The organism is Leifsonia naganoensis, from assembly GCF_013410615.1.
GTDB lineage: Bacteria > Actinomycetota > Actinomycetes > Actinomycetales > Microbacteriaceae > Leifsonia > Leifsonia aquatica.
Genome location: NZ_JACCHJ010000001.1, coordinates 2,119,396 through 2,130,743 on the forward strand (window position 1 = coordinate 2,119,396; position 11,348 = coordinate 2,130,743).

Genomic DNA, 11,348 nt, shown 5'->3' on the forward strand with positions numbered 1-11,348 from the left:
CGGGGTGGGGAGGTTGCGCATCGCAATGTATGCGCATACACTCGCTCGAAACCGTGACCGCCCGTCACCTCGCGCCCTGGCGTCAGGATGGCGGCGAAAGGACGATGATGCCCCTTCACCTCTCCCGCCGCGCCCTGCGCGCCGGCGGAACAGCTCTCGCCGCCGCGCTCGCCGGCGCTGTCGCGCTCGCAACCCCGGCGGCCGCAGCACCTCCGGGCCAGGCCCGCGCCGCCGCCGCCGTGGCTCCCGCCGCGATCTCCGTGGACACCCACGGCCCCGCCTCCGGCGACGCCACGCCCTACTCGGCCGAGCTGCACCGCTGGGCGGCCGACACCTGGCACTCCCTCGACGCGATGACCGACCCCGCCGTCGGCCTGCCCGCCGACAACATCGACGGCAGCCTCGATCCCGCCTCCGCCAGCGGCCACACCTCGCCGACCAACATCGGCGGCTACCTCTGGTCGACGCTCGCCGCGCGCGGGCTCGGGATCATCTCGGCCGACGAGGCCCGCGAGCGGCTCACCACCACCGTCGGCACGCTCGAGCACCTCGAACGGAACGCCGCGAGCGGGATGTTCTACAACTGGTACTCGCCCGCCGACGGTCAGAAGCTCACCACGTGGCCGGAGGACGGCTCGGTCGTCCATCCCTTCCTCAGCACGGTCGACAACGGCTGGCTCGCCGCCGCGCTGCGCATGGTGGCGAACGGGGAGACGACGCTGACCGACCGCGCCCGCGCGCTCTACGACTCGATGGACTTCGGCGTCTTCTTCGATCCGACCCCGTACAACCCGGCGCTCCCGGCCGGCACGAACAAGGGCGGCTTCTGGGAGGCGCAGCCGGGCGACACCTGCGCGAGCGAGCAGGCGCCGTTCTCGGGATCCGGGCCGAACGTCTTCTACACGTGCCACTGGTACGACACCACGGTGAGCGAGAGCCGCATCGCGACCTACCTCGGCATCGTCAACGGGCAGATCCCGCCGTCCGGGCTGTACGGCACCTTCCGCACCATGCCCGCCGGCTGCGACTACTCCTGGCAGGAGCAGAGCCCCGTCGGCGAGAACCGGGTCTACGACGGTCTCACCGTCTTCGAGGGCGCCTACAGCTCTGACGGCATGCAGTTCGTGCCGAGCTGGGGCGGCAGCATGTTCGAGGCGCTGATGCCCGACCTCCTGGTGCCGGAGGAGACGTGGGGTCCGACCTCGTGGGGCGTCAACCATCCCGTGACCGTCGCCGTGCAGGAGAAGCACGGTCAGGATGCCGGCTACGGATACTGGGGCTTCTCGCCCGCGAGCAACCCCGACGGCGGCTACCGCGAGTACGGGGTGGACGCGGCGGGGATGCGCGCCGACGGCTACTTCTCCGACCAGGAGAACACGGATGTGGACCTCCCCTTCGCCGGCTGCCCGACCGCGGAGCGCGGCACGAACCCGGCGCCCACCTATGGCGACGGCGTGGTGACGCCGCACGCGTCGTTCCTCGCGCTCGGTTACGACGCCCGCGGTGCTGTCGAGAACCTACGCGGCATCGAGCAGGACCTCGGCGCCTACGGCCCCGGCGGGTTCTACGACGCGGTGGCCGTGCACAGCGGACGCATCGCCGAGCGCTACCTCTCGCTCGACCAGTCGATGATCATGGCCGCGGTCGCGAACGGCCTGGACGACGGCGCGATGCGCACGCTCTTCGCCGACGATGCCGTGCGGGATGCGCTCCAGCCGCTCATGGCGGCACAGACGTTCTCCGCGTCGTGGGCTCCGCGCGCGGAGGACGGTGGAGCTACGGGAGGCGGCGGCGCCGCGGTTGCGGGCATCGCGACCGGCGAACTCGCCGCGACCGGATCGGACGCGGGAGGCGGTGCCGTGATCGCGTCTGCGTTCGCCGTGCTGCTCGCCGGCGCCGGGATCACCGCGCTCACGATCGTGCGGAGGCGACGTCGCGCGGCGTGACGATCGCGGCCCGGTGCCGCACATGACGGAGGCCGGAGCGCTCGTGCGCCCCGGCCTCTTGTCGCTCCGCCGAAGGTGATCGGTGGAACAGGTGCTGGTCAGCTCTGCTCGGCCTGACCCGGCTCCCCGGACTCGTCCGGTTCGTCGGCCTGGTCCTGCTGCCGCGGCTCCCAGCCCAGGTTGCGGGCCATCGTCTCGAGGGTGGCCAGGGTGGTGGCATAGTCCTCGGGCGAGATGCCGTCGGCCAGAGCGCCGCGCACCTCCTGGACTCGCGCGAACGCGGCGTCGTGGGCGGCGCGGCCTTCGTCGGTCAGTGTGGCGCGGTCGCCGTCGAACCAGACCCATCCGCGCTCGGTGAAGTCGGCGAGGATGCGCTCGATGCGCCCCGTGCGGCGGTCGCCGTCGCAGTGGCCGTGAGGGCCGCCGTGGCCGCGGTGCCCGTGGTGCGGGGCGAAGCCGCGCCCGCCGCGGAAGCCGCCGGGGCCGCCGGGACCACCGCCGGGACCGCCGAAGGGCCCGGCGAACGGGCCGCCGAAGGCGGGTGCCGCCGCGGCTCCGCGCTGGAAACCGCGCTCGAAGCCGCGCTCGAAGGCGGCCTCGCGGTCGTGGTGCTCGTGATGTCCGTCGTGGCCGTGCTGGCCGGCGTCGCCGTCGTGACCGTGGTGCCCGTGGGCCTCCGCGTGAGCGTCGGCGTGGTGGTGGTCGGGGTGACCGCCTCCCGGGCCGAACGGGCGCTCGGCGTGCCAGGTCTCACGGCTGTAGGTCCAGGCGCCCTGCGAGCGCGGGGACGGGTACGGGTGGCGACCGCCGCGCTCGCGCGGGTCGAAGCCGCCGCGACCGAAGCCTGCGCGGTCATGACCGCGCTCGCCGCGCTCGGGGCGCTCGCCGTTCCCGCCGCGCTCGGGGCCGCCGGTGTGGTCGTGGTCGCGGCCGAAGGCGCCGCGTCCGTGTCCGTGGCCGCGTCCGTGGCCGTGGCCACGACGGCCGCGGGGGAGGCGGTCCGCGAGGTCGGCGGCGGTCGCCGGGCCCTCGGACAGGGAGTGGAGCAGGCGCCAGCCTCCGCGGCGGAGGCCCTGCTCGGCCAGCGCGTCGCGCATCCGATCGCGCAGCCGGCTCTCGATCTCGCCGAACCAGTATCCGGGCGGGGTCGAGGCAGGGGTGTTGTTCGAGTCGTCGATGTTCGTCATCGGGGACCCCTTCCTATTTGCATGTATCTTGACAAGTAAATGTATAGTTACATACATGGATGACGAGAGTCAAGCTCAGCAGGGTTCGCCGGCAGCGGACGTGGTGGCGCTGATCGAGAGCGCACTCGTCGCGGTGCGCCGCGACCAGTCGCGCCGTCGGCCGCCCGGCCCCTGGGGGGATGCTCCCTTCGGCCGCGGAGGGCCGCACGCGTGGGGCCCGCGCGGGCCGTGGGGTGCGGCGGGCGGCGAAGGCGGGCGCGGGCACGCCGACCACGGCCACGCCGATCACGAGCACGGATCCCACGACCACACTGCCCACGAGCACGCCGCGCACGACCACGATCACCCGCCGTTCGGCGACTCTGCCCGCCCCGGCCCCGGTCGCCGCGGCCGCGACGGCAGCCTCGGCCGCATCGCGCGCATCCGGATGCTGGAGGCGCTCGAGACGGCGGAGGCCGCCGGCAGCCCGTTGTCGATCAGCTCGCTCGCGCAGGCGATCGGCGTCGATCAGCCGCGGGCGAGCCGGCTGGTCCAGGAGGGCGTCGAGCGCGGGCATGTGCGCCGGGTGCCCGACCCGTCGGACGCACGCCGGGCGCTCATCCAGCTCACCTCTGCCGGGCGTGCTCAGCTCGACGAGGTGCGCACGCATCGGCGCAGCGCGGTCGAGTCGGCGCTCGCGGAGTTCACGCCGGAGGAGGCGCGCACCTTCGCCGAGCTGTTCGACCGCTTCGTCCGCGCCTGGCCCCGCCCCTGAGCCGGGAAGGCGATCACCCGGCCGGAGCTTGACCCGTCTCGCAATCGCATGGCGGGTACTCGCCGCGCAGCACGGCCTCCGGAGCCGACGGGATCAGCAGCGAGCGTTGCAGTCGCCGGTTCCAGAACGGCTTCCGGCTCGTGATGCGCAGGCGGAGGCTCGAGTGCGTGAGCCAACGTCCGGCCGCCCAGTGGGTCAGCGTGTTCTCGACGCGGTGCACGCGCCGGACGTACTCCTGATCGGCCTCCACCCAGGCCGGGTCGACGAGCGCGGCCTCCCTGCCGAGCGTGTGCAGCCAGCCGTGGAGGATGTCGGCCTGCGCCTGCAGGAACACCTGCGAGTTGAACAGCCAGTTGCGCGCCCAGCCGGCACGGAGCGGCTGAAGCAGCATCAGCTCGGCCGACCCGTCCGCCGTGCCGTCGACCGCGCGCACGCCGTAACCGCGCGGTGTCGCGCCGTCGGGAGGGACGATCCCGTCGAAGGGCCGGCCGGCGTCGGCGGCGTCGCGTCCGATCCCGAAGATCGTCCGCAGATTGGCCGCCGCCCATGCGCGCCGCGCGGCGAGCACGGCCTCCGTGCGCGCCGAGCCGCGCACGAGCGTGCCGATCAGGATCCCGACCGCCAACGCGATCACGCCGACGAGCACCACCACTCCGAGCGGGTATGTTGCGACCTCCGCCATGGGCTCAGGCTATGCGCTCGCGCCGCCGGGCCGAATGGTCGATTTCGCCGGCTCAGCTCTCGGTGGCGGGAGCCGCGTCGCGGCGCAGCAGGAACCCGATCTGCCCGATCCCCATCGGTCGCGTCGCGTTCACCACGTCCCAGCCTTGGGCGACGTACTCGGCGTTGAGCTCTGCCGACGCGTGCTCGTCGACCTTGCTGCTGTTGATCTCCTTGCGCGCGGTGGGCAGGCTCACGTACTTGTACTCGACCATGCTCAGGATGCTAGCGCGGCGCCTTGACCGGGATCAGCAGCCCGAGCCCGATCGCGAGCACCAGCACGATGCCGAGGATGCCCCAGTACTGCGCGCCGCCGACGGCGACGAAGGTCGCGAACAGCAGCGGCGCCAGGAACGAGACCGCGCGGCCGGTCGTCGCGTAGAGGCCGAAGACCTCCCCTTCCCGCCCGACCGGGGTGACCCGGGTGAGGAACGTGCGGCTGGCCGACTGCGCGGGCCCGACGAAGAGGCAGAGCACGAGGCCGCCGACCCAGAACGCGGTCGCGCCGCCGTCGTGCAGGAAGAACACGGCGAGTCCGGCGACGACGAGGCCGACCAGCGCGGTGACGATGACCGGCTTCGGCCCGTACCGGTCGTCGAAGCGCCCCGAGATCAGGGTGCTGACACCCGCCACGACATTGGCGGCGATCGCGAAGATGATCACCTGGCCGCTGGAGAAGCCGAAGGTGCCCTGGGCCAGGATGCCGCCGAAGGTGAACACGCCCACGAGCCCGTCGCGGAAGAGTGCCGAGGCGATCAGGAACAGCACGGTGTTGCGGCTCTCCTTCCACAGCCTCCCGATGTCGCGCACGAGCACGGCGTAGGAGGCGAAGAAGCCGACCCGCGGAGTGCGGGCGTTCTTCGCCATCTCGGGCACCGAGATCAGCACGGGCAGCGAGAAGACGAGCGTCCACAGCGCGGCGATGAGCGCGATGATGCGGATGTTCAGCCCGGCGTCCTGGCTGGCGTGCAGGAAGCCGCCGGTGCCGTCCGGGTTGTCGGTCACCAGGCCGAAGTACACGATGAGGAGCAGCACGATGCCGCCGAGGTAGCCGGCGCCCCAGCCGAAGCCGCTCACCCGGCCGACGGTCTTCGGAGTCGAAACCTGCACCAGCATCGCGTTGTAGTTGACGGTGGCGATCTCGTAGAAGACGGTCCCGATCGCGACGAGGGCGACGCCGAGCAGGAAGTACGACGGCTCGCCGACGACGAGGAACATGAGCGCCGTCACGACCACGACGACGCCGGTGTTGATCCCGAGCCACAGCTTGCGGCGGCCCGAGCCGTCGGTCCGCTGGCCCAGCACCGGCGCGAGGAGCGCGACGATGATGCCCGCGATGGCGAGGCCCCAGCCGAGCCCGCTGGAGAGCGGTGCTTCGGCGGCCGTCACGGCGGCGTGGGCGGGACCCTTCAGGTCGGTCTCGGCGTCGCGCGCCGCGACCAGCGCGGGGTCGACGAAGAGACTGCCGGTCAGGTACACCGTGAACACGAAGGTCGTGATGACGGCGTTGAAGGCGGCTCCGCCCCAGTCCCAGAGAGCCCACGACACGACCCAGCGGCGCGGGATGCGGCGCTCGGTCGAGCTGTCGGAGAAGAGCGGGCTCGCCGACGTCAGCAGGGCATCGGTCGACGTGGTGGGGCGTTTGGTGTTCGCGTCGCCGTCGCCGCTCGCACCGCCGCCTCCCGGGAGGTCGCGTGTCATGCCCACAGCGTAGGGGCTGGCGGGGAACAGGCGGTGAACTGGCGCGGCGCGCTCACGCCCGCATCCCTCACGCCCAGAGCGTCAGCTTGTCCGGGTTGCGCATCATGCGGATGTCGGTGATGAGGCCGTCGTGGACGCTCAGGGTGAGGATGCCGGTCACGGCGCCCTGCTGCCGCACCTCGAAGCCGAGCCCGTCGGTCGTCTCGATCGGGCGGATCACGGCGTCCGTGAACTTGGCGGCCAGGCCGAGGAGGAAGCGCGCCGCGTTCTCGGCGCCCTGGACGGGCCGGCGGGCCGAGCTCACCCGGCCGCCGCCGTCCGCCACCAGCACGACCGCGGGATCGAGCACCGCCACGAGTGCGGCGAGGTCGCCTCCCGCCGCCGCGGCACCGAAGGCCTGCACGACCCGGTCGTGCTCGGCGCGGGGGACCGCCCGCTCCCGGCGCTCCTCCACCCGGCGCCGGGCGGAGGTCGCCAGCTGGCGGCAGGCCGCGGGCGAGCGGCCGACGATCCCGGCGATCTCGTCGAAGGGGAGCGCGAACACGTCGTGCAGCACGAACGCGACGCGCTCCGCGGGCGTCATGGCCTCGAGCACGACGAGCAACGCGGTGCTCACCGACTCGTCGAGCGTCACACGGTCGAGCGGGTCGGCGGAGGCGTGCGCATCCCCGAGCGTCCCGAAGGTCGACGTCGGCACCGGCTCCGGCAGCCACGGGCCGACGTAGCTCTCGCGCCGCACCCGCGCCGACCCGAGCACGTCGAGGCAGATCCGGCTCGCCACGCGGGTGAGCCACGCGCGCGGCGACTCGATCGCATCGCGCTCGTCGGGGGTGAGCCGGTACCAGCGCGCGTACGTCTCCTGCACCGCGTCCTCCGCCTCCGCCACCGTGCCGAGCATCCTGTATCCGAGTGCCAGCAGGTGCCGCCGCTCGGCGATCACCTCCGCGTCCACGTCCATGTGCGCCTCCTCTCCGTCTATTAAGACGGATCGGGAGGTGTGGATGTGAGGCCGCACCTCACATCCACGCACGCTGCGTCGTCCTGGACGGTATGGACAACACACCTCTGCGCCGCACCCTGCTCGGTGTCGGCGCCGCGCTCGGCGCGTACGTCGGCGGGTGGGCGTTCGCTGCGCCCGACGCCTTCTACCGTTCGTTCCCCGGTTTCGGGTTGCACTGGATCGACATCGACGGCCCCTACAACGAGCACCTGGTCCGCGACGTCGGCGCCCTCTACCTGGGCCTCGGCGTCGCGAGCATCGCTGCGGCGCTCAGCCGGTCGGCTGCGCCCGGCCGGGTCGTGGGGCTCGCGTGGGCCGCGTTCGGCGTGCTGCACTTCGGCTATCACGCGCTGCACCCCGAGGGATCGACAGGGGACCAGATCCTCGCCCTGGTCTCGCTCGGCCTGAGCGCACTGCTGGGCCTCGTGCTGATCCTCCCGATGCGCGGCCGCACCGAGGCGGTGACGCGATGAGGGTCGCGGTGGCGGGAGGGACGGGCGTGGTCGGCCGGCACGTCGTGGCCGCCCTCGAGGCGGGCGGCCACGCGGCCGTCGTGCTCAGCCGATCGCGCGGCGTGGACGTGCGCGACGCGGACGGGGTCGCCGCGGCGATCGAGGGATGCGCGGCCCTGGTCGACGTGACGAGCGTGCAGACCACCTCGGGTCGCGTGTCGCGCGAGTTCTTCGGCGGGGTCACCCGCTCCCTGCTCGCCGCCGAGCGCAGCGCGGGCGTGCCGCACCACGTCGCGCTGTCGATCGTGGGAGCGGTGGCGGCGCCGTCCGCCTATTACGCGGGGAAGGCGCTGCAGGAGCAGCTGGTCCGGGAGTCCCGCACGGGATGGAGCATCCTGCGGGCGACGCAGTTCCACGAGTTCGCCGCGCAGCTCCTCGGCGACGGGGAGAAGCGGTTCCACCTCGTGCCCGCGATGCGCTCGCAGCCGATCGCCGCGGCCGAGGTCGGCGAGGCGCTCGCCGCGATCGCGGTCGGAGAGCCGCGCGGGCTCGACCGCGATCTGGCGGGGCCGCTGGTCGAGGACATGCCCGACCTCGTCCGCCGCTACCTCGCCGCGACCGGTCGGGGCGGACGGGTGATCACCGTGCCGCTGCCCGGTCGCTGGGGTCGCGCGCTCCGCGACGGGACCATCCTCGGCGGCCCGGACGCTCTGCTCGGCCGGCAGACCTTCGCCGAGTGGCTGGAGGCGCTCTAGACCGGGATCGGCGTTAGACCTGGATCGGCAGAGTGTACTGCTGCATCCCGCCGCCGTCGCCGCGCACCTGGCGGTGGATGTCCTCCATCGTCACGTCGAGCTGGCCCGCCGTGCCGGCGGCGGCGGTGAGGTCGCGCAGCAGGTGCTCCGGGATCTCACCGTCGTACTTGTAGTAGATCTTGTGCTCGAGGCTGGCCCAGAAGTCCATCGCGACCGTGCGCAGCTGGATCTCGACCGGCACGTGCACGGGACCGGCGCTGAGGAAGACGGGGACCTCTACGATCACGTGCAGGCTCTTGTAGCCGTTGGGCTTGGGGTGTGCGATGTAGTCCTTCACGCGGAGCACGCGCACGTCCTCCTGGGCGACGAGCAGCTCGAACACGCTGTACACGTCGGAGACGAACGAGCACACGATCCGCACCCCGGCGATGTCGGTGATCGCGTCGCGGATCGCCTCGAACGACGGCTCGCAGTTCTTGCGCACCACCTTCTGCTCGATGCTCTCCGCTGACTTCAGGCGGCTCGAGATGTGCTCGATCGGGTTGTACTCGTGCAGCTCCGCGAACTCCTCGCGCAGGATGGACACCTTGGTCGAGATCTCGTCGATGCCGAACTTGTAGGGCATGATGAACCGCGCGAAATCGTCCCGGAACGCCTGCACTTCGCTCAGCGTCGCCGGGTCGATGCTCTGCAACGCCTCGATGGCGCGCGACGACAGCAGCGGCCCTCCGTGCTCCCCGGCGAGAGCAGGGGTGTCGGCGTCGGCAGGGGCTGGGTCCATGCCTCCACGCTATCGACGGTGCTTGTGCGGGCGGTGTGAATGCGACGGTTGGATCAGCGGACGCCGACGTAGAAGCGTGACTCGTCGCTGCGATGCAGCGCGTGGTAGTACTCGAACGGCACCTCGTGCTCGTCCCAGGCCACCGACTCGATGTCAAGCACGGGCGTCCCGGGCGGCAGGTCGAGCAGCGCCGTCTCCTCGGCGGTGGGGATGACCGCCTGCAGCCAGCGGTCGGCCCCGGCGGGGGAGACGCCGTAGCTGCGACGCAGGTGGTCGTAGAGCGAGCGGTTCTCGAGGTTGGCCTTGAGCACGCCCGCGAAGCGCTCATGCGGCAAGGTCGTCCGGACGAGCAGCCAGGGGGTTCCATCGACCGTGCGCAGCCGTCGCATCCGTACGACGGGCGCGCCTTCGGGCAGGCGCAGGGCGGTCGCCTCACGCTCGTCGGCGGCGCCCTCGTCGAGCGACAGGATGCGCGTCACGACGGTGCGGCCGGTCCCGGCGAGGTCCTCGGACGATCCCGCGTTCGACCCGATGAACGAAAGATCGCGGCGAGGGGGCGCGACGAAGGATCCCTTGGCGCGGATCTTGTAGATCAGGCCACGCCGGACGAGCTCCGCGAGCGCCTCCCGGACGACGGTGCGGGAGACGCCGTACCGGTCGATGAGCTCGGCTTCGGAGGGCAGCGCCTGGTCGGCCGTGAGGGTCCCGGTCTCGATGGAGTCGCGCAGCACGGCGACCAGCTGCTGCCACAGCGGTTCACCGGAATCGCGGTCCAGGCGCCCCTCCGCCACAGGGTGTGCCCCCATGCTGTCCCCCCTTCGTCGGATCGACCTCGCTTGACACTCCGCCAGGCTACTGTCTATGGTCTTGTCACTACAAGCTTGTCATGACGAGTTGGACGTGACAAGGTGATGAACCCTTCGCAGAGAAGCGAACCCCTGGAGGCAGAACAATGTCGTTTGGACCCTGGCGCCGCATCGGCGTCGTCGCCGCCGTCACGGCGGCCCTCGCACTGACCGGCTGCTCGGCCGGCGCCGCCGGAGACGGCGGATCGGGCAAGACGAGCGGCATCTCCGTCGCGCTGAGCAACGGCTTCGTGAACGGCTGGCGGCTCACCCTGATCGACAAGTTCGCGAAGGCGGCAGACAAGCTCAAGAAGGACGGCGTCGTCTCGAAGTACACGACCGTCAACGCGCCGGGCGAGAACAGCGCGACCGAGCAGGCGTCGCAGATCCGCAGCCTCGTCCTGCAGAAGCCCGACATGCTGGTCGTCATCCCGGCCTCCTCGACGGCGCTCGTGCCGGCGGTGGAAGAGGCCTGCGACGCGGGCATCACGGTGCTCGTCCTCGACGCGGACATGAAGGCGCCCTGCGCGCACGTCGTCCGCAACGACTACGCCAAATGGGGCGAGGTGTCCCTCGTGCCGGCGCTGAAGGCGATCGGCGGCAAGGGCGACATCATCATCAACCGCGGCGTCATCGGGTCGCAGCCGGAGGAAGAGTTCAACAAGCGGCAGCACGAGATCCTCAAGGACTACCCCGATGTGAAGGTCGCGGCGGAGGTGAACGGCTACTGCGACGGGTCGACCGCCCAGAAGGAGATCGTCTCGGTGCTCGGGTCGTTGCCGCAGATCGCAGCGGTGCCCGGCTGCATCGGCGGCATGGGCGTCGTGCAGGCCTTCGAGTCGGCCGGCCGGCAGGATCCCGTCGTCGTCTTCGACACCGACGGCAAGTCGCTGAGCTTCTGGAAGGAGCGCGGTATCGACAACGGCTCCTTCGCGGCGCTGACCGACCCGGGCCAGGGCGTCGCCGCGCTCTACGTCGGCCTCGATCTGCTGGCGGGCAAGAAGGTGCCGTCCACTGTCGTGCTTCCGCTGCTCGAGATCGGCCAGGACGACCTCGACTACTGGGTGGGCACGCTCTCGGCAGACGAGTACGCCGCCTACCCGTGGGACCAGAAGAGCGTCGACGCCGCCATCGCGGCGGTCGCCGCCGGGAAGGACGCCGAGGCTCCCGCGCTGCGCTAGCGCGGACGACCGGCGAGTTCGAGGAG

At 71.8% G+C, this 11,348-nt stretch carries 12 protein-coding genes; 5 read left to right on the plus strand and 7 right to left on the minus strand.

What is annotated here, in order from left to right:
- Positions 1–53 precede the first annotated feature (53 nt).
- Positions 54–1,946 (plus strand): glucoamylase family protein, encoded by a 1,893-nt coding sequence (locus HNR14_RS10315; RefSeq protein WP_343064457.1) that lies wholly within the window; start codon positions 54–56, stop codon positions 1,944–1,946.
- Positions 1,947–2,044: 98 nt separating this feature from the next.
- Here HNR14_RS10315 and HNR14_RS10320 read toward each other — a convergent pair whose 3' ends face one another.
- Positions 2,045–3,133: a hypothetical protein gene (locus HNR14_RS10320; RefSeq protein ID WP_179700962.1), complete on the minus strand. Its 1,089-nt coding sequence runs from the start codon at positions 3,131–3,133 to the stop codon at positions 2,045–2,047.
- A 55-nt stretch (positions 3,134–3,188) separates the two neighbouring features.
- Between HNR14_RS10320 and HNR14_RS10325 the strand changes: the two genes are divergently transcribed.
- Complete coding sequence (locus tag HNR14_RS10325) at positions 3,189–3,887, plus strand: MarR family winged helix-turn-helix transcriptional regulator (RefSeq protein ID WP_246311558.1); 699 nt, start codon at positions 3,189–3,191, stop codon at positions 3,885–3,887.
- A gap of 13 nt (positions 3,888–3,900) precedes the next feature.
- Here HNR14_RS10325 and HNR14_RS10330 read toward each other — a convergent pair whose 3' ends face one another.
- The 4 genes from HNR14_RS10330 to sigJ all read right to left on the minus strand — a co-directional run bounded on the left by HNR14_RS10330 (position 3,901) and on the right by sigJ (position 7,266).
- Complete coding sequence (locus tag HNR14_RS10330) at positions 3,901–4,569, minus strand: hypothetical protein (RefSeq protein WP_179700963.1); 669 nt, start codon at positions 4,567–4,569, stop codon at positions 3,901–3,903.
- A gap of 52 nt (positions 4,570–4,621) precedes the next feature.
- Complete coding sequence (locus HNR14_RS10335) at positions 4,622–4,822, minus strand: hypothetical protein (RefSeq protein ID WP_179700964.1); 201 nt, start codon at positions 4,820–4,822, stop codon at positions 4,622–4,624.
- Positions 4,823–4,832: 10 nt separating this feature from the next.
- Positions 4,833–6,308, minus strand: coding sequence for an MFS transporter (locus tag HNR14_RS10340; RefSeq protein WP_179700965.1), 1,476 nt, complete (start codon positions 6,306–6,308; stop codon positions 4,833–4,835).
- Between the two features lie 67 nt (positions 6,309–6,375).
- Positions 6,376–7,266: an RNA polymerase sigma factor SigJ gene (sigJ, locus tag HNR14_RS10345; RefSeq protein ID WP_179700966.1), complete on the minus strand. Its 891-nt coding sequence runs from the start codon at positions 7,264–7,266 to the stop codon at positions 6,376–6,378.
- A gap of 92 nt (positions 7,267–7,358) precedes the next feature.
- Here sigJ and HNR14_RS10350 point away from each other — a divergent pair, with 92 nt between their 5' ends.
- Together HNR14_RS10350 and HNR14_RS10355 are read left to right on the plus strand one after the other, a co-directional pair.
- The gene (locus HNR14_RS10350; protein ID WP_179700967.1) at positions 7,359–7,781 is read left to right on the plus strand and encodes a hypothetical protein; all 423 of its coding nucleotides are present in this window, start codon (positions 7,359–7,361) and stop codon (positions 7,779–7,781) included.
- On the plus strand, positions 7,778–8,515 hold the full coding sequence (locus tag HNR14_RS10355) for an SDR family oxidoreductase (protein WP_179700968.1): 738 nt from the start codon (positions 7,778–7,780) through the stop codon (positions 8,513–8,515). The genes HNR14_RS10350 and HNR14_RS10355 overlap by 4 nt, the downstream gene beginning before the upstream one ends.
- A gap of 13 nt (positions 8,516–8,528) precedes the next feature.
- Here the strand turns inward: HNR14_RS10355 and HNR14_RS10360 are convergent, their stop codons facing one another.
- Both HNR14_RS10360 and HNR14_RS10365 read right to left on the minus strand, forming a co-directional pair.
- A complete protein-coding gene (locus HNR14_RS10360) occupies positions 8,529–9,296 on the minus strand; it encodes a GTP pyrophosphokinase (RefSeq protein ID WP_021762565.1) in 768 nt (255 codons plus the stop codon).
- Between the two features lie 53 nt (positions 9,297–9,349).
- Positions 9,350–10,102: a GntR family transcriptional regulator gene (locus tag HNR14_RS10365; RefSeq protein ID WP_218875016.1), complete on the minus strand. Its 753-nt coding sequence runs from the start codon at positions 10,100–10,102 to the stop codon at positions 9,350–9,352.
- Between the two features lie 146 nt (positions 10,103–10,248).
- On the opposite strand from HNR14_RS10365, the gene HNR14_RS10370 reads away from it, so the two are divergent.
- Positions 10,249–11,322 carry a substrate-binding domain-containing protein gene (locus tag HNR14_RS10370; RefSeq protein ID WP_179700969.1) on the plus strand — a complete coding sequence of 358 codons (1,074 nt, stop codon included), beginning with the start codon at positions 10,249–10,251 and terminating at the stop codon, positions 11,320–11,322.
- Positions 11,323–11,348 lie beyond the last annotated feature (26 nt).

Bases quoted from the DNA above. Each gene is read 5' to 3' on its own strand.
- HNR14_RS10350 (WP_179700967.1), top strand. From the start codon at position 7,359: ATGGACAACACACCTCTGCGCCGCACCCTGCTCGGTGTCGGCGCCGCG.
- HNR14_RS10325 (WP_246311558.1), top strand. From the start codon at position 3,189: ATGGATGACGAGAGTCAAGCTCAGCAGGGTTCGCCGGCAGCGGACGTG.
- HNR14_RS10360 (WP_021762565.1), bottom strand. From the start codon at position 9,296: ATGGACCCAGCCCCTGCCGACGCCGACACCCCTGCTCTCGCCGGGGAG.
- HNR14_RS10320 (WP_179700962.1), bottom strand. From the start codon at position 3,133: ATGACGAACATCGACGACTCGAACAACACCCCTGCCTCGACCCCGCCC.
- HNR14_RS10365 (WP_218875016.1), bottom strand. From the start codon at position 10,102: ATGGGGGCACACCCTGTGGCGGAGGGGCGCCTGGACCGCGATTCCGGT.
- sigJ (WP_179700966.1), bottom strand. From the start codon at position 7,266: ATGGACGTGGACGCGGAGGTGATCGCCGAGCGGCGGCACCTGCTGGCA.
- HNR14_RS10335 (WP_179700964.1), bottom strand. From the start codon at position 4,822: ATGGTCGAGTACAAGTACGTGAGCCTGCCCACCGCGCGCAAGGAGATC.
- HNR14_RS10340 (WP_179700965.1), bottom strand. From the start codon at position 6,308: ATGACACGCGACCTCCCGGGAGGCGGCGGTGCGAGCGGCGACGGCGAC.
- HNR14_RS10330 (WP_179700963.1), bottom strand. From the start codon at position 4,569: ATGGCGGAGGTCGCAACATACCCGCTCGGAGTGGTGGTGCTCGTCGGC.
- HNR14_RS10370 (WP_179700969.1), top strand. From the start codon at position 10,249: ATGTCGTTTGGACCCTGGCGCCGCATCGGCGTCGTCGCCGCCGTCACG.
- HNR14_RS10355 (WP_179700968.1), top strand. From the start codon at position 7,778: ATGAGGGTCGCGGTGGCGGGAGGGACGGGCGTGGTCGGCCGGCACGTC.